General features: G+C 67.0%; 18 protein-coding genes. 17 read left to right on the top strand and 1 reads right to left on the bottom strand.

Annotated elements, in window-relative coordinates; all coding sequences use genetic code 11:
• Nucleotides 1–118 precede the first annotated feature (118 nt).
• From AmiPiv_RS07490 to AmiPiv_RS07410, 17 genes are all read left to right on the top strand, one after another.
• The gene (locus AmiPiv_RS07490; protein ID WP_340036714.1) at nt 119–787 is read left to right on the top strand and encodes a response regulator transcription factor; all 669 of its coding nucleotides are present in this window, start codon (nt 119–121) and stop codon (nt 785–787) included.
• 73 nt (nt 788–860) lie between these two features.
• On the top strand, nt 861–2,126 hold the full coding sequence (locus AmiPiv_RS07485; protein ID WP_340036713.1) for a flagellar hook protein FlgE: 1,266 nt from the start codon (nt 861–863) through the stop codon (nt 2,124–2,126).
• A gap of 34 nt (nt 2,127–2,160) precedes the next feature.
• Nucleotides 2,161–3,615 carry a flagellar hook-associated protein FlgK gene (flgK, locus tag AmiPiv_RS07480; RefSeq protein WP_340036712.1) on the top strand — a complete coding sequence of 485 codons (1,455 nt, stop codon included), beginning with the start codon at nt 2,161–2,163 and terminating at the stop codon, nt 3,613–3,615.
• A gap of 3 nt (nt 3,616–3,618) precedes the next feature.
• On the top strand, nt 3,619–4,665 hold the full coding sequence (locus AmiPiv_RS07475; RefSeq protein WP_340036711.1) for a flagellar hook-associated family protein: 1,047 nt from the start codon (nt 3,619–3,621) through the stop codon (nt 4,663–4,665).
• Between the two features lie 22 nt (nt 4,666–4,687).
• Nucleotides 4,688–5,035 (top strand): flagellar biosynthesis regulator FlaF, encoded by a 348-nt coding sequence (gene flaF / locus AmiPiv_RS07470; protein WP_340036710.1) that lies wholly within the window; start codon nt 4,688–4,690, stop codon nt 5,033–5,035.
• The gene (gene flbT / locus AmiPiv_RS07465; protein WP_340036709.1) at nt 5,032–5,472 is read left to right on the top strand and encodes a flagellar biosynthesis repressor FlbT; all 441 of its coding nucleotides are present in this window, start codon (nt 5,032–5,034) and stop codon (nt 5,470–5,472) included. The genes flaF and flbT overlap by 4 nt, the downstream gene beginning before the upstream one ends.
• Nucleotides 5,472–5,897 (top strand): flagellar hook assembly protein FlgD, encoded by a 426-nt coding sequence (gene flgD / locus AmiPiv_RS07460; RefSeq protein WP_340036708.1) that lies wholly within the window; start codon nt 5,472–5,474, stop codon nt 5,895–5,897. The genes flbT and flgD overlap by 1 nt, the downstream gene beginning before the upstream one ends.
• A complete protein-coding gene (gene fliQ / locus AmiPiv_RS07455; protein ID WP_340036707.1) occupies nt 5,894–6,160 on the top strand; it encodes a flagellar biosynthesis protein FliQ in 267 nt (88 codons plus the stop codon). Before flgD ends, fliQ begins: the two co-directional genes overlap by 4 nt.
• A gap of 135 nt (nt 6,161–6,295) precedes the next feature.
• Entirely contained in the window at nt 6,296–7,936 is a 1,641-nt protein-coding gene (locus tag AmiPiv_RS07450; RefSeq protein ID WP_340036706.1) for an MFS transporter, read from the top strand.
• An 809-nt stretch (nt 7,937–8,745) separates the two neighbouring features.
• The gene (locus tag AmiPiv_RS07445; protein ID WP_340036705.1) at nt 8,746–9,687 is read left to right on the top strand and encodes a bifunctional helix-turn-helix transcriptional regulator/GNAT family N-acetyltransferase; all 942 of its coding nucleotides are present in this window, start codon (nt 8,746–8,748) and stop codon (nt 9,685–9,687) included.
• Nucleotides 9,688–10,492: 805 nt separating this feature from the next.
• Nucleotides 10,493–12,583 carry a flagellar biosynthesis protein FlhA gene (flhA, locus tag AmiPiv_RS07440; RefSeq protein WP_340036704.1) on the top strand — a complete coding sequence of 697 codons (2,091 nt, stop codon included), beginning with the start codon at nt 10,493–10,495 and terminating at the stop codon, nt 12,581–12,583.
• 65 nt (nt 12,584–12,648) lie between these two features.
• Nucleotides 12,649–13,332, top strand: coding sequence for a flagellar biosynthetic protein FliR (gene fliR / locus AmiPiv_RS07435; protein WP_445206925.1), 684 nt, complete (start codon nt 12,649–12,651; stop codon nt 13,330–13,332).
• Between the two features lie 2 nt (nt 13,333–13,334).
• The gene (locus tag AmiPiv_RS07430) at nt 13,335–13,721 is read left to right on the top strand and encodes a hypothetical protein (RefSeq protein ID WP_340036702.1); all 387 of its coding nucleotides are present in this window, start codon (nt 13,335–13,337) and stop codon (nt 13,719–13,721) included.
• Nucleotides 13,722–13,783: 62 nt separating this feature from the next.
• Nucleotides 13,784–14,362: a rod-binding protein gene (locus AmiPiv_RS07425; protein WP_340036701.1), complete on the top strand. Its 579-nt coding sequence runs from the start codon at nt 13,784–13,786 to the stop codon at nt 14,360–14,362.
• Nucleotides 14,363–14,375: 13 nt separating this feature from the next.
• The gene (locus AmiPiv_RS07420) at nt 14,376–14,783 is read left to right on the top strand and encodes a hypothetical protein (protein ID WP_340036700.1); all 408 of its coding nucleotides are present in this window, start codon (nt 14,376–14,378) and stop codon (nt 14,781–14,783) included.
• Entirely contained in the window at nt 14,780–15,310 is a 531-nt protein-coding gene (locus AmiPiv_RS07415) for a hypothetical protein (protein ID WP_340036699.1), read from the top strand. Before AmiPiv_RS07420 ends, AmiPiv_RS07415 begins: the two co-directional genes overlap by 4 nt.
• A gap of 166 nt (nt 15,311–15,476) precedes the next feature.
• The gene (locus tag AmiPiv_RS07410; RefSeq protein WP_340036698.1) at nt 15,477–15,761 is read left to right on the top strand and encodes an SCP2 sterol-binding domain-containing protein; all 285 of its coding nucleotides are present in this window, start codon (nt 15,477–15,479) and stop codon (nt 15,759–15,761) included.
• Between the two features lie 219 nt (nt 15,762–15,980).
• Here AmiPiv_RS07410 and AmiPiv_RS07405 read toward each other — a convergent pair whose 3' ends face one another.
• Entirely contained in the window at nt 15,981–16,547 is a 567-nt protein-coding gene (locus AmiPiv_RS07405) for a GNAT family N-acetyltransferase (RefSeq protein ID WP_340036697.1), read from the bottom strand.
• Nucleotides 16,548–16,702 lie beyond the last annotated feature (155 nt).

Here is a 16,702-nt window from a genome sequence, read left to right as displayed (position 1 = left end):
TGCGCGATTCACGACTCCCCAAAAAATACAGGCAAAATCTCGCGATTGGAGACACCCGCCGACGACCGCTACCGATTGGTTAACGGGGCATTAACTTTTCGATTCGGAGGCGGGGCCGATGATAGTGGTTGTCGACGAGCGCGAGCTCGTCACCAAGGGATATAATTCGCTTTTCGACAGGGAAGGCGTGGCTTGCGCGGGGTTCCGCTCGACCGAATTCGGCGAATGGGTTTCGAGCGCTCCCGACGAGGATCTCCGCTCGGTTCGCGCCTTCCTCATCGGCGACTGCCGGGAAGGCGCCATCTCGCCGCGCCAGCTGCGTGACCGCACCAAGGCACCGGTGATCGCGCTCAGCGAGCAGAACAACCTCGAAAACACCCTCAAGCTCTTCGAATCAGGCGTCGACGACGTCATTCGCAAGCCGGTCCACATCCGCGAGATCCTGGCACGCATCTCGGCGATCCGCCGCCGCGCCCAGGAGGACACCGGCTTCACCCAGATCGGTGCGATGCGCATCTTCATGGATGGCCGCGATCCCGAGATCGACGGCGAGCCGCTGCCCTTGCCGCGCCGCGAACGCCGCATTCTCGAATACTTGGCAAGCAATAGCGGCCGCCGCGTCACCAAAACCCAGGTGTTCAACGCCATCTATGGCGTCTTCGACGAAGAAGTCGAAGAAAACGTCGTCGAGAGCCACATCAGCAAGCTGCGCAAGAAGCTGCGCGAGCGTCTCGGCCACGACCCGATCGATTCCAAGCGCTTCCTCGGCTACCGCCTGATCGTCTGACCTGAGCCGCCAGCCTCGCGCAAGACATGCCACGTAGCTTACTCTCGTGGCATGAGATTTGGGGAGACCATCGATGAGCCTCTACGGAATGATGCGGACCGGCGTGTCGGGGATGAACTCCCAGGCGAACCGGCTCTCGACGGTCGCCGACAACATCGCCAATTCAAGCACCACCGGCTACAAGCGCGCCTCGACGGAATTCTCGTCGCTGGTGCTGCCCAGCACCGCCGGCAGCTACAATTCCGGCGGCGTCACCACCACGGTGATCAACTCGATCAGCAAGCAGGGCGCGCTGCAGTACACCACCTCGGTGACCGACCTTGCCATCGACGGCGACGGCTTCTTCGTGGTCCAGGACCCGAGCGGCACCTCGTTCCTGACCCGCGCCGGCGCCTTCGTGCCCGACAAGGACGGCTACCTCGTCAACACCGCCGGCTACAGGCTCTTGGGCTGGGACCTCGCCAACGGCCCGCGTCCGGATGCGCCGGTCAACCCCGGTGACATCGCGCCGATCAGGATCGACGACACGACGCCGCAATGGGCTGCCAGCGAAAACGGCAAGTTCGCGGCCAACCTGCCGAGCAGTGCCAACCCCGTCGCAGCGGCCAACCTGCCGTCCGCCAACGGTGCAGGCGGCGCCACGCCGGCCTACACCGCAAAATCCTCGCTCGTCGCCTACAACAGCGGCGGCGGCCAGGTCATCCTCGACGTCTACCTCACCAAGACGGCCGCCGGTGAGTGGGAGGTCGCGGTGTTCGACCAGGCGCAGGCGGCAGCCGGCGGCGGCTTCCCCTATGCCAGCGGCCCCCTCAGCACCGAGACGCTCGATTTCGACGCGGCGGGCAAGCTTGCCGCGGGCAGCGCGACCGACATCACCCTGACGGTGCCGGGCGGCGCCCCGCTGACCATCGACCTGTCCGGCATGACCCAGGCCGACGCGCCCTACAGCGTCTCCAAGGCCGTGCTCGACGGCAGCCCGCTCAGCAAGATCGAGCGCATCGAGATCGACAAGGACGGCACCGTCTACGCCCAGTACGCCAACGGCTCGATGAAGGCGATCTTCTCGATCGCCATGGCCAACGTGCCGAGCCCCGACAAGCTGACCGTCATCTCCGGCAACGTCTTCGGCCAGAGCGCGGATTCGGGCGCCATCAGCATCGGCTGGCCGACCGAGGGCAAGAACGGCAAGATCGTGTCGGGCGCGCTCGAGAACTCGAACGTCGACATCGCCGAGGAACTCACCAACATGATCGAGTCCCAACGCAACTACACCGCCAATTCCAAGGTCTTCCAAACCGGCGCGGACCTCATGGATATCCTCGTCAACCTGAAGAGATAGGATTGACGGGCCCTAGGCCCGCGAAAGACTGCGCATGTCCCTGACGTCTGCTCTCAGCATTGCCCAATCGGCGCTCCAGAACACCTCGCGCCAGACCAGCACCGTTTCCCGCAACGTCTCGGAAGCGCAGAACCCCGACTATGCGCGCCGAACGGCCTTGCTTTCGAGCACGGGGCCCGGCGCGCGGGTGGTCGCGATCCAGCGCGTGACCAACGACCTGCTGTTCCGGCAGAACCTCTCGGCGCTCGCCTCCTTCTCCGGACAGAGCACCCTGCTCGCTGGCCTGCAGCGGCTCACGCTCGACGTCAACGGCAGCGACAACGCCACCTCGCCGGCCACCGTGCTCGGCAAGTTCCAGGAGGCGATGCAGCTCTATTCCGCCGCGCCCTCCAACCAGAACCTCGGCGTGGCGGCCATCGACGCCGCCCGCCAGGTGGTGCGCACGCTCAACGACGGCAGCGACGCGATCCAGAGTTTCCGCACCAGCACCGACAGCGACATCGCCACGGCCGTCTACGATCTCAACAAGCTGCTTTCCGATTTCGAGCAGGCCAACAAGGCGATCATGGCCGGCACGCGCACCGGCCGCGACGTCAACGATTCTCTCGACCAGCGCGATGCGATCCTGAAGCAGATCTCCGAGATCGTGCCGGTCTCGACCTTCACCCGCGGCGACAACGACATGGTCATCACGACCACCGACGGGATCACGCTGTTCGAGACCGTGCCGCGCGCCGTCACCTTCTCGCCCTCGGCCGGCTACGCCCCGGGCGCGCCCGGCAACAAGGTCTATATCGACGGCGTGCCGCTCCAGCCCGGAACCGGCGCCAACACCGACGCGGCCGGCAAGCTCGCCGCCATGCTGCAGCTGCGCGACAGCATCGCCGTCACCATGCAGGCGCAGCTCGACGAGACGGCCCGCGGCCTCATCACCGCCTTCCGTGAAACCGCGGCCGGATCACCCGACGCCACCGGCCTGTTCACCTGGTCGGGATCGCCCGCCGTGCCGCCCGCCGGCACGCTGGTCAACGGCCTCGCCGGCTCGATCAGCCTCAGCCTCGCCGTCGATCCGCTCGCCGGCGGCAATCCGAAGCTGTTGCGCGACGGCGGCATCAATGGCGCGGCCTACAACCGCAACCCGGCCAACAACGCCTCCTACGCCGGACTGCTGATCGCCTATGGCGACCGCATCGGCGAGCCCATGGCCTTCGATCCGGCGGCCGGCATCAGCACCAATTCGAGCCTCAGCGACTTCACCACCAATGCCATCGGCTGGTTCGAGGGCATGCGCAAGCAGGCCTCGGCCGCTTCCGAGACGAAGGAGGCGCTCGCCGTGCGCACCGCCGAGGCGCTGTCCAACGAGACCGCCGTCAATGTCGACGTCGAGATGTCGCTGCTGCTCGACCTCGAACAGGCCTACCAGGCCTCGGCTCGCCTCATCAAGGCGGTCGACGACATGCTGCAGGCCCTGCTTGCGGCGGTGAGGTAGTCGATGAAAACCACCTTCGTCTCGTCCTCGGCGGTCTCCAGCGCACTGCGCTATTCGATCTTGCGCCAGCAGGCCGAACTGACCAGGGTTCAGAAGGAGGCCACCACCGGCTTCGTCGCCGACAGGGGCCTGGCGCTCGGCGCCCGCACGGCCCAGTCGGTCACCCTCAACCGCGACCTGGAGCGGCTTTCCGGCATCGTCGATTCCAACGGCCTGGTCTCGTCGCGGCTGGCGGCCACGCAGAAGGGCCTCATCCAGATCGGCGACGCCGCCCAGTCGTTCCTGTCGAGCCTCACCAGCTCGGCCTCCGGCGACGCGGCCTACGCGCTCACCCAGAAGAGCGCGCGCAGCACGCTCGACACGCTGACCTCGGTGCTCAACACCAGCCTCAACGGCGAATACCTGTTCGCCGGCACCAACACCGACGTCAGGCCGCTCAACGATTTCCAGCCGGGCTCGCCCGCCAAGGCGGCCTTCGACGCGGCCTTCGCCGGCTACTTCACCTTCGCCAAGGACGATCCGGCGGCCCAGGGCATCACCGCCGCCCAGATGGACGACTTCCTCACCACCGTCGTCGAGCCGATTTTCCTCGGCGCCGGCTGGCAGGGCACATGGTCCAACGCCACCGACCAGGGCATCACCAGCCGCATCACGCTCAACGAGACCACCGAGACCTCGGTCAGCGCCAACGACGAGGGCATCCGCAAGATCGCCATGATGTCGGCGGTCGTCGGCGACCTGCTCGACAGCAATGTCGGCAATGCCGCCCGCAAGGTGCTGGTCAACCGCGCCGTCTCGACCATCGGCGTCGCCATCGGCGAGATCAGCCAGCTCGAGGCGCAGACCGGCATCATCGAGCAGCGCGTCAGCGGCGCCACCGACCGCATCAAGATGCAGATGGACCTGTTCGAGCGCCACATCCTCGACACCGAGGGCGTCGATCCCTACCGGGCCTCCAACCGGGTCTCCGAACTCCTGTCGCAGATCGAGAAATCCTACGCCATCACCGCCCGCATCCAGCAGCTGAGCATCCTCAACTACCTGTCCTGAACGGCAAGCCAAAGAGACGCATATGTATCAATTCTCCTATGCCGACATTCAGACCGATTCCGTCGCCGACGCGCGGGATCGCGAACGCCAGTTGCTCAGCCGTTCGGTCGAGTTGCTGATCAAGGCGAACGAGGCCGGCCCCAAGTCGCGCGAGGCCGTCGAGGCGCTCAACTTCACCAACCGCATCTGGACCTCGCTGATGGACGACCTCGGCAACCCCGAGAACGCCCTGCCCAAGGAGCTGCGCGCCAACCTCATCTCCATCGGCCTGTGGCTCCTGCGCGAGGCCGAGGACATTCGCCAGGGCCGCCGCGACAGCTTCGACGGCCTGATCGAAGTCTCGCAGATCATCCGCGACGGCATCCAATGAAGAACACGCTGAAGATCTCGCTGAAGGCCAACGAGAAGATCTACGTCAACGGCGCGGTCATCCGCGTCGACCGCAAGGTCTCGCTCGAGCTGCTCAACGACGTGCAGTTCCTGCTCGAGGGCCACGTGCTGCAGCCCGAGCAGGCGTCGACGCCGCTGCGCCAGCTCTATTTCATCCTGCAGGTGATGCTGATCGATCCCGACGGCGCCGGCGACGCGCGCGAAATGTTCCGGCGCTCGCTGCCGCTGCTGCTCGCCACCTTCGACGACCCCGAGATCCTGGCGAGCCTCAAGCACGTCGATCGCCTCGTCGCCGAGGATCACGTCTACGAGGCGCTCAGGACCATCCGTTCGCTCTATCCCCTCGAACAGCGCGTCATGGCCGGCACCGAAGCCGAGCAGCCGGTCGCACGCGTCGCCGCCGGAGGCACATTCTGATGGCCATCGACTACACCACCACCCCGCCCGTCGGCACCAGCACCAAGACGGCCACGGGCACCCAGTCGGCGGCGTCCAAGGCGCAGGTCGACTACAACTCGTTCCTGAAGCTGCTCGTCGCGCAGATGAAGAACCAGGACCCGACCAAGCCGATGGACTCGACCGAATACGTGGCGCAGCTCGCCACCTTCTCGCAGGTCGAGCAGTCGGTGCAGATGAACTCGCGACTGGACCAGATCCTGCAGGGTTCGGCGCTCGCCCAGGCCGACGCGCTGATCGGCCGGACGGTCACCTCGCCGGACGGCAAGACCTCCGGCGTCGTCGCCGAGGTGCGCCTGTTCAAGGACGGCGTCGTCGCCGTGCTCACCGACGGCAAGCAGGTCGTCATCAATCCCGGGGTCTCGATCAAGGCCACGCCGGCGTGAACGAGGCCGATGCCCTCGACCTGGTCCAGTACGCCATCTGGACCGTGCTGACCGCATCGGGACCCGCCGTGGCGGTCGCCATGCTGGTCGGCGTCGGCATCGCGCTCGTCCAGGCGCTGACCCAGATCCAGGAAATCACGCTGACCTTCGTGCCCAAGATCGTGGCGATCCTGCTGGTCACCGCACTCACCGGCCCGTTCATCGGCGCCCAGATCTCGTCCTTCACCAACGTCATCTTCGAGCGCATCGAAACCGGCTTCTGAACCGTCTGGCCCGCACCGGCGCGCCTGCTGGCCCATGCCGCGGCCGACAAATGGGTTCACCCCGCCCGCCGATCGTGGTCTAGTCGTGGCGACGCGATTCAGAACGAGGACAGCCGGCTGGGCCGGCTGTGGCGCATGGACGACCACAAGATCGAGCAGGGCTCGGCGCTCGAGCCACTCAAGCACGGCATCTTCCGCTCGGTCTGGTTCGCAAGCCTCGCCTCCAATTTCGGCGGCCTGATCCAGTCCGTCGGCGCTGCCTGGCTGATGACCTCGATCGCCACCTCCTCCGACATGGTGGCCCTGGTCCAGGCCTCCATCACGCTGCCGATCATGCTGTTCTCGCTCGCCTCGGGCGCGCTCGCCGACAGCTACGACCGCCGCCGCGTCATGCTCACCGCCCAGTGCTTCATGCTCGCGGTCTCGGCGCTGCTCACCCTGGTCGCCTATTTCGGCCTGATCACGCCCTGGCTGCTGCTCTCCTTCACCTTCCTGATCGGCTGCGGCACCGCCCTCAACAACCCGTCGTGGCAGGCCTCGGTGGGCGACATGGTGCCCCGCCCGGTCATGCCGGCGGCGGTCGCGCTCAACTCCATGGGCTTCAACATGACGCGCAGCGTCGGCCCGGCCATCGGCGGCATCATCGTCGCCGCGGCGGGTGCCGCTGCCGCCTTCGCCGTCAACACGCTGAGCTATTTCGCGCTGATCTTCGTCCTCTTCCGCTGGCGCCCCGACTATCCCAGGAGCACGCTGCCGCGCGAGACGCTCGGCCAGGCCATGGGTGCCGGCCTGCGCTACGTCGCCATGTCGCCCAACATCGGCAAGGTGCTGCTGCGCAGCTTCACCTTCGGCTTCACCGCGGTCGTCATCCAGGCGCTGCTGCCCTTGGTGGCGCGCGACCTCGTCGCCGGCGGCCCGCTCACCTACGGCATCATGCTCGGCGCCTTCGGCATCGGCGCGGTCGGCGGCGCGCTGATCAGCGGCCGCATCCGCCGCAGCATGACCAGCGAGGCCATCGTGCGCTCGGCCTTCATCGGCTTCGCCCTGTCGAGCTGGATCGCGGCCTGGAGCTCGAACGCCTGGCTGACCAGCGCCGGCCTGCTCATCGGCGGCGCCTGCTGGGTGCTGGCGCTGTCGCATTTCAATATCTCGGTGCAGATGTCGACGCCGCGCTGGGTGGTCGGCCGGGCGCTGTCGATCTACCAGATGGCCACCTTCGGCGGCATGGCGCTGGGCAGTTGGATCTGGGGCCTCGTCGCGGAAGGCCAGGGTCCAGCCACCGCACTCGTCGCCGCCGGCCTCGTCATGCTGGTCGGCGCGGCCATCGGGCTCTTCCTGCCGCTGCCCGAGCACACCGTGCTCAACCTCGATCCGCTCAACCGCTTCCGCGAGCCGCATCTGGCGCTCGACGTGCAGCCGCGCAGCGGCCCGATCGAGATCAGCATCGAATTCATCATCCGCGAGGAGGACGTGCCGGCCTTCCTCGAGGCCATGGCAGAGCGCCGCCGTGTCCGCCGCCGCGACGGCGCCCGCCACTGGACGCTCGCCCGCGACATCGAGAATCCGGAGGTCTGGGTCGAGAGCTACCACACCCCGACCTGGCTCGAATATGTCCGCCACAACCAGCGCGCCACCCATGCCGACGCCGAGATCGGCGACCGGCTGCGGGCGCTGCACAGCGGCCCGCAGCCGCCGCGCGTCCGCCGCGTCATCGAGCGCCCCACCTCCCTCGCCGCCGCCGTCGTCACCCCCAAGGGCCCGATCGACCTGCATTGAAGGGGCGCCGGCACGCGGTCGTCATCCCGGAGCGGCGAGGCGCCAAGCGCCGTCGCATCCGCCGCATCGTCGATGCGTCTACCTCCCTCGCCGCCGCCGTTGCATCACCGTAGGGCCTGATCGACCTGTATCGGGGCGCGGAGGCACGCCGACCCGCGTTCGTCATCCTGGGGCGTAGCAGGCGCGAAGCGCCGTTGCGGAGACCCCAGGATCCATGCCGTGCCCCCCTTCGCACGTGGAGACCTTTTCCACGGGATGCAGGATTTTCCTTCCAGCCCGCGATCCTTCCCACTCCCCTCTGTCATGAGCCAGAGCCGGAGATCTCAGGGGCCGTCATCGACACCCCCGGCCAATCGCCGGCCTTGTATCGAGGTTCCTCAAGAGCGGCAGAAGGGGCGCACCGGTGGAGCTGCCAATCTCCCCCCTTGCGGGGGAGATGGGCGGCAGCCCAGAGGGGGGTGGGAAGGAATGAGACGTCGACAATCGTCCAGCCGCATCGCATGTGAAACACCCCCACCCCTACCCCCTCCCCACAAGGGGGAGGGGGACCATCTCGCCGCCCTTGCCGCCAGATCGACGGGTTGGCGCGTGACGGCCATACCGCAAGAATTCCCCTCCCCCTTGTGGGGAGGGGTTAGGGGTGGGGGTACCCATCGCGGCGAAATATCCGGCAGGAAGGAACGAGGGGGCTTGCCCTCATTGCCCCTCGACATCCCTCCTCACCCGCCGGATATCCGGCCTCCCCAACCACATGTTGACTCAATCAACAAATCGTTGTTGATTGAGTCAACACATGCCGGACACCGCAGATGACCGACGAACACCCCGACATAACCGCACTTCGCGCCTTCAACCGGCTCTATACCCGCCGCCTCGGCCTGCTCAACGCCCACCTCGACAAGAGCCCGTTCACCCTGACCGAGGCGCGCATCCTCTATGAGCTTGCCCACCGTGCCGACCCCACGGCGGCCGAGATCATGCGCGCCCTCGACCTCGACCGGGGCCAGCTCAGCCGCACGCTGAAGCGCTTTACCGACCGCGGACTGGTCGAGACGGCCGGGCATCCCGAGGGCGGCCGGCGGCGGCCGATCTCGTTGACGGCCGCCGGGCGCAAGGCGTTCGCCGGGCTCGAGCGCGGCACGCGCGAGGCGATGGGCTCCCTGCTCGACGGCCTGCCGCCGGATCAGCGCAAAGGCCTGGTGGCGGCCGCCAAGGCCATCACTCGGATATTCGAACCTGGGAGTTCCCGCGAAATGCTGCTGCGCGATCTGAAACCCGGCGACCTCGGCTGGATCACCCACCGGCAGGCCGTCCTCTACGCCGAGGAATATGGCTGGAACGGCGACTATGAGGCGCTCGCCGCGCGCATCCTGGCCGATTTCGTGCAATCCTTCGACCCCGCCCACGATGCGGCATGGGTGGCCGAGATCGACGGCCGCGTGGTGGGATCGGTGTTCCTGGTGCGCGGCGACCGGCCGAAGCTGGGAAAGCTGCGATTGCTCTATGTCGAGCCGGAAGCGCGGGGTGCCGGCGTCGGCGCCAGGCTCGTCGATGCCTGCATCGAGCGCGCCGGCGCGGTCGGGGACGACCGGCTCGTGCTCTGGACCAACAGCGTGCTCGCCGCAGCCCGGCGCCTCTACGAGCGCGCCGGATTCAGGCTCGTCGACGAGGCGCCTCACCATTCCTTCGGCAAGGACCTGGTCGGCCAGACCTGGGAACTGGATCTCGGGAACGGCCCCGCCCCAGACTGATTTGTCAGTAACTCTGTCAGCAGACCGCGTGGAGAAATTCCCCCGTTTTTCCACCCCCTCCAAGACCTCCCGTATTCTTCTGTCACTGCCCTTGTCGGGACCTGGTGCGCACCGGGTGTCAGGAAGGGCGGCGGTGACCTCCCGCCACGGCTGCGGTAGCCGTGGCTCCGAGGGCCCGACGACAGGCCGGCGTCGTCCGGCACGCGCCGCAAATGGCGGGTGCCGAGCGGTGCGGAGAAGCCGCGGGTTCAGGCCACGAAAAGACCGTGGGACGGACCTGTGACCGGCCGGCCGAGGGACAGACACCGGGCGGGGCGCGCGGTTCGCGCCACGTACAAAACTATCGGACGGCTCGGCCGCGCGCCCCGCTTCCCGAACCTTTCACCACAATGGCCAGACCGGAAACGGGGCGTGGCGAGGGAGGAGTGTGAAATGTTGGAATTCTGCATTCCTTCGCGCCCCCCTCTGGTCCTGAGTCAATCGAAGGGCCGGCCATCTCCCCCGCAGGGGGGAGATCAGGCCGCCATCGACGCCCCGGCCAATCACCAGCGTTCAAGGAGATTTCTGGAGAAGCCGGCAGAAGCGGGCGAGACGCCGAAGCTGCCAATCTCCCCCCTTGTGGGGGAGATGGGCGGCAGCCCAGAGGGGGGTGGGAGGGAATGAGGCGTGGCAGCCCCTTGAGGATCGGGGTGGGGTCGCCCGAGGCCGCGTCGCGCCGCCCCCCTCTCCCACCCTCGCGCAAGCTTGAAGCTCTAGGGTCAGGCGGCCGTGGCATGGGTCGCGGCGGCATTCGATCGGGTAAGTCATGGCGATCAGCGAATCCATATCGGCGATAGGCACCCCCAACAAGAACGGCCGCGACGTCTTCTTCGCGCTCGGCATCGTCGTCATCCTGGCCGTGCTGTTCCTGCCGATCCCGGCCTTCCTGATCGACATCGGCCTCGCCTTTTCCATCGCGATCTCGGTGCTGATCCTGATGGTGGCGCTGTGGATCCAGCGGCCGCTCGACTTCTCGTCCTTCCCGACCGTGCTTCTGATCGCGACGATGCTGCGCCTGTCGCTCAACATCGCCACCACGCGCATGATCCTGTCGCACGGCAACGAGGGCACGGCGGCCGCCGGCTACGTCATCTCGGGCTTCTCCAACCTCGTGATGTCCGGCGATTTCGTCATCGGCCTGATCGTCTTCCTGATCCTCATCGTGGTGAACTTCATCGTCATCACCAAGGGTGCCACGCGTATCGCCGAGGTCGGCGCCCGCTTCACCCTCGACGCCATCCCCGGCAAGCAGATGTCGATCGACGCCGACCTCTCCGCCGGCATGATCGACGACAAGACGGCCCAGCTCCGTCGCCGCGAACTGGAGGAGGAAAGCTCCTTCTTCGGCTCGATGGACGGCGCCTCGAAATTCGTCCGCGGCGACGCCGTCGCCGGCCTCATCATCACCGCCATCAACATCGTCGGCGGCATCGCCATCGGCTATTTCCGCCACGACATGGGCATGGCCGAAGCCGCCGACGTGTTCATCAAGCTGTCGGTCGGCGACGGCCTGGTCACCCAGATCCCGGCGCTCATCGTCTCCCTCGCCGCCGGCCTTCTGGTGTCGAAGGGCGGCACCCGCGGCTCGGCCGACCAGGCCGTCTTCGGCCAGCTCGGCGCCTATCCGCGCGCGCTCTACGTCGCCGCCGGCCTGCTGCTCCTGCTCGCGCTGATGCCGGGTCTGCCGATGTTCCCCTTCGTCACCTTGGCAGCCGCGATGGCCGCGCTCGGCTACATCATCCCGCTGCGCCACAACCGCCGCGTCGCCGCGGTCGAAGCCGAGAAGAAGCAGGCCGAGGACGCCAAGGTCGAGGAGGAGAAGAATTCGGTGAAGGCCTCGCTCGCCACCGCCGAGATCGAGCTCCTGATCGGCAAGCAGCTGTCGACGCGGCTGCTGTCGTCGCACCAGGAACTCGCCTTCCGCATGGCCAAGATGCGCAAGAAGTTCGCCACCCAGTACGGCTTCGTCGTGCCAGAGGTGCGGCTCACCGACGATTTCTCGATCCCGCCGAAGAGCTACCAGATCAAGATCCATGGCACCGTCGTCGCCGAATACCAGATGCGCGTCGGCGAACTCATGGTGCTGCTCGGCTCGCGTGCCATGCCCGACATCCCCGGCGAGGAGGTGCGCGAGCCGGCCTTCGGCATGCGCGCCTTCTCGGTGCTCGATTCCTTCGCCGAGGATCTGAAGCGCGAGCAGTTCACCTTCGCCGACAACATGTCGGTGCTGCTCACCCACCTCTCCGAGGTGATCCGCAACAACCTGCCGCAGCTGTTGTCCTACAAGGACATGAAGGCCCTGCTCGACCGCCAGGACCCCGAATACCGCAAGCTCGCCGACGAGATCTGCTCATCGCACATCACCTATCCCGGACTGCAGGCGGTGCTGAAGCTGCTGCTCGCCGAGCGCGTGTCGATCCGCAACCTGCATCTCATCATCGAGGCGATCGCCGAGATCTCGCCGCATGTGCGCCGCACCGAGCAGATCGTCGAGCACGTGCGCATCCGCATGGCCCAGCAGATCTGCGGCGACCTCAGCGAAGGCGGCGCCCTCAAGGTGCTGCGCCTCGGCAACCGCTGGGACCTCGCCTTCCACCAGAGCCTCAAGCGCGACGCCAAGGGCGAGGTGCGCGAGTTCGACATCGACCCGCGCCAGCTCGAGGAGTTCGGCCAGGATGCCTCCAAGGCGATCCGCACCCATCTCGAGGCCGGCGAGCGCTTCGTCATCGTCACCGCCCCGGACGCGCGCCCCTATGTCCGCATGATCATCGAACGGCTGTTCCCGACCCTGCCGGTACTCAGCCACGTCGAGATCGCCAAGGGCGTCGAACTGCGCGTGCTCGGGACCATCTCGTGAACGCCGCCGCGCAAGGTCTCGTCCTTGCGGCATTCCTCGCCTTCTGCCGCATCGGCGCCTGCTTCATGCTGATGCCCGGCCTGTCGAGCGCGCGCGTCTCCCTGCACATCCGGCTGTTCGTGGCGCTTGCCGCCACCGGCGGGCTGCTGGTCCACCTCTGGGACCAGATCGCGCCCTTCGTCGACGCCCGCCCCGGCGTGCTGATGCCGATGATCGCCTCCGAGCTGCTGATCGGCGGCCTCATCGGCCTGATGGCGCGGCTCTACATCCTGGCGCTGATGTTCATCGGCTCGGCCATCGCCATGCTGATCGGCTTCAACGGCATCGGCGGCAGCGCCATCGAGGAGAACGAGCCGCAGACGGCGCTCGCATCGATCATCTCGTTCTCGGCGCTGATGCTGCTCTTCGTCTTCAACTTCCACCACGAGGTCATCCGCGCGCTGGTCGCCTCCTACAAGGTCGCGCCGGTCAACATGCTGTTCAATCCGCAGGCCGCCCTCGTCGACGTCACCGACACGCTCGCCGAGAGCTTCATGGTGGTGCTCAGGCTGGGCAGCCCGTTCATCGCCTATGCGATCCTGGTCAACCTGACGATCGGCTTCGTCAACAAGCTGACGCCGCAGATCCCGGTCTACTTCATCTCGCTGCCCTTCGTCGTCGCCGGCGGCCTGGTGCTCATCTATTTCGGCCTGGGCACCATGCTCAGCCTGTTCGCCGACGGTTTCGTCGACATCACCATCGGGAGATGAGAATGACCCAGCGCAGGGACAGGCTGAAGAAGCTGGTGAGGGTCCAGGAACAGCTCAAGGCGCTGCACGAGACCCGTCACGCCGGCTTTGTCGCGCAGGCGGTCGCGGCCGGGACCGAGGCGCAGGCGCTGACGGAAGCCTTCGGCGGCGACAGCCCGATGCCGCAGCTGTTTCCGGAGCTCTACCACCAGCGCATCTCGGCAGCACTTGCCAGACAGCAGCTCAGCATGGGCCTCGCCGGCGTCGAGGCCGCCAAGGTGGCGACGGCGACCGCCCGCACCAACATGGTCGAGCGCGCCTATCGCGACGTCCGCCGCCAGGACGAACGCCACAGCGCCGACCGCGAACGCCTTGAAATCATCGAAAGAAGGTCGAGCGAGGACAAGTAAGGTTGCCGCAAGCTTGACCTTACACAATCAGCGGCAACGAAACCCGAGAGAGGCGAGCCGGCTTGGCGATCTCCCCACCCAGCGACATCGTACTGGACGTAGCCAAGGCCGCCGAGCCGGCCGGCGTCCGGGCCGCGCGCGCGGCCCTTGCGAGCCGCACGGGTGCCGCGGCCGGCACCTTCTCGCTCGGCGAGACGCCGGCGATCTCGGGCGGCAGCCTGACGCGCGAGACGGTCACGGCCGGGCTCGAACGGCAGCCGGACAAGGCGGCTCCCGCCGAGAGCATGAAGCGCTTCGAGGCGATGGTGCTGCAGACCTTCATCGAGAACATGCTGCCGAAGAACACCGAAAGCGTCTACGGCCAGGGCATGGCCGGCGACATGTGGAAGTCCATGATGGCCGAGCGGCTCGCCGACACTGTCGCCGAGCGCGGCGGCATCGGCATCGCCAAGCAGGTCATGCGCGACTACTACGTCAAGGAAGAGAAGGCCGTTCCGGTCGGCGTCGTGACCGGCGGTCCCGAACAGGCTGCACTCGACCAGCAGGCCGGCCAGGCGACGGCCCTGCTCCAGCAAATGCAGCGGCAGATGCTGCAATCTCTCGCGGGAGACGGCGCCGTCTCTGCCAGTGACACCGAATAGCAGAGGGTAAGACATGTCGGAAATGTCCGAATACCGGCCCGGCCTCATGGCCGCCACCGAAGCCGCCAGCGCCGCGATGCCAGGCAATCTCGGGATCATCATCGGCCGCATAGAGGATGCGGTGGAGGAGGAAACCGCCTCCATCCGCACCGACGTCCGTTTCGACATCAAGGCGTCGAACGCGCGCAAGAGCCGCTATCTCTACGAGTTGACCCGCGCCACCAAGGGCCTCGAAGGAGACTTCCCGGCCGACCTCAAGATCGGCGTCGAGCGCCTGCGCGACAAGCTCGCCGCCAACGAGCGCGCCATCCTCGCCCACCTCAGCGCCGTCGGCGAGGTCGCCAGCCTGCTCAAGGACGCCATCCAGCGTTCCGAGGCAGACGGCACCTACTCGGCCAGCGAATTCGGATGGGCGCGGTGATCAAGTTCATCGCGGCGGCCCTCTGGATTGTCGCCGTCACGCTCGGCGCGGTGTTCTATTCGTTCCAGGCCGCGGCCAACAAGCCGCCCGTCGACCCGGCTAAGCCGATGCTCGGCGGCCTGGACTACGTCAAGACCGACGTCATCTCGGTACCGCTGCTCAAGGACCAGCGCGTCCAGGGCTACTTCCTCACCCGCCTGGTCTACACCGTCGAGCCCAAGGAAGCCGCCAAGATGTCGGTGCCGGCGGCCGCGCTGATCTCCGACCAGGTCTATTCCTATCTCTACGGCAATCCGCTGATCGACTTCACCCAGTACGACAAGCTCGACCTCGACGCATTCCGCAACGGCATCCGCGACAGCATCAACGCCCGGATCGGCGAGAAGCTCGTGCAGGAAGTGCTGGTCGAGCAGGTCGAGTTCCTGACGCCGGACGACATTCGCGACAACGCCGTCCGCCGCCGCGAAACGTCGGCCGCCGAGGCCGAGGCCGCCAAGAAGGCCGCCCCCCCGCCGACCTCGCACTGATCCTTCCGATCCCCGCTGCCGCCACAGGCACGGCAAAACTACGTTGACGTAAACGTAAACTGCCAGCTATAGCCTAACCAGTCCTGTGACGTTGCCGGCGCTGTCCGGATCGGTCCGGGGAGGCCGGGCGCGAGGCGCCCCATTTTCAGAGGTTCAGGAGAGAGCCATGGGCATTCAGGCAGTCGCGGATAAGATCAAATCCAGGGTGGAAAGCTCCGGCTTCGACCGTTCGGTGAAGTTCGACACCAGCGGCGACGGCGTCATCGTCATCGACGGCGGCACCCTGTCGACCACCGACGGCCCGGCCGATTGCACGATCAAGCTGTCGCTCGACGATCTGGAGTCGCTGATCGCCGGCGACCTTAACCCGACGATGGCTTTCATGACCGGCAAGATCAAGGTCGAGGGCGACATGAGCGTCGCCATGGGCCTGAGCAAGCTGCTCGGCTGATCGCGAACAGCGCGGCCCGGGCCGCGCCATGGGCCCGTCGCCACAAGCTATCGGGTTCACGCACCTAGTTCAGGAGTGAGTGTCGGCGGCCGGCACTCTACCCCGATCCGCTATGCGGATCGACCCTCTCCACAAGGGGGAGGGTAAGCCGGCCGCAGCGCCGGCTCTGTTTCATCGCAAGATGTGCGGATCCGACAGTTTGCCCCAGGGCAACGGAAATCAGGCGGCCAGCTTCGCGCGCTCGCTCCTGAGCTTGCGCCCGGCGGCCTTCAGCACGCCGCGGGCATCGTCCAGCGCCCCCGCAACGAGATCGAGCGCCAGGAACCGCTCGCGCTCGTAGGGGCCGGGCATCGAAAGCTTCCCGGTCTTGTCGGCAGTGAAGCCGAAACGCGCGTAGTACGGCGCATCGCCGACCAGAAGGACGGCGCCGTGGCCGAGCCGCCCGGCCTCGGCCACGGCATGGCGCATCAGCGCCGAGCCGATGCCGGCGCTCTTCACCGCCGGGTCGACGGCGAGCGGGCCGAGCAGCAGCGCCGCCGCACCACCCTCGCCCAGGCGCACGTCCCACAGCCGCACGGTACCGACCACGGCACCCGCTTCGTCGCGAGCGACGAAGGCCAGCCCCTCGGACGGGCGGCGGCCGCGCCGCAGTTTCTCCGACGACTTCTTGCGCCGCCTCGGGCCCATGGCGCGGTCGAGCAAAGCCTCGCGCGCGGCGATGTCGGCATGGGTTTCAGCCACGATCGCGATGTCGGGCGAGGTTTTGGCTGCTTCTTCGATGTTCATTTCCGCGATCCTTCACGAGCGGAGATCTGTTCCACAAGCGAACCCGATCGGGCGCTGCCCGCGCATGTATCCGAGGCCTCAGGTCGAGGTAGGATCATGCGCACTGAAAAGCGCGCCCGCCGGGGTGATCTGAACGGCTCCGGCGCCATGCGCCG

The sequence above is a fragment of the Aminobacter sp. Piv2-1 genome (assembly GCF_037625995.1).
Taxonomy (GTDB): domain Bacteria; phylum Pseudomonadota; class Alphaproteobacteria; order Rhizobiales; family Rhizobiaceae; genus Aminobacter.
This window is presented reverse-complemented; position numbering and strand designations above follow the sequence as displayed.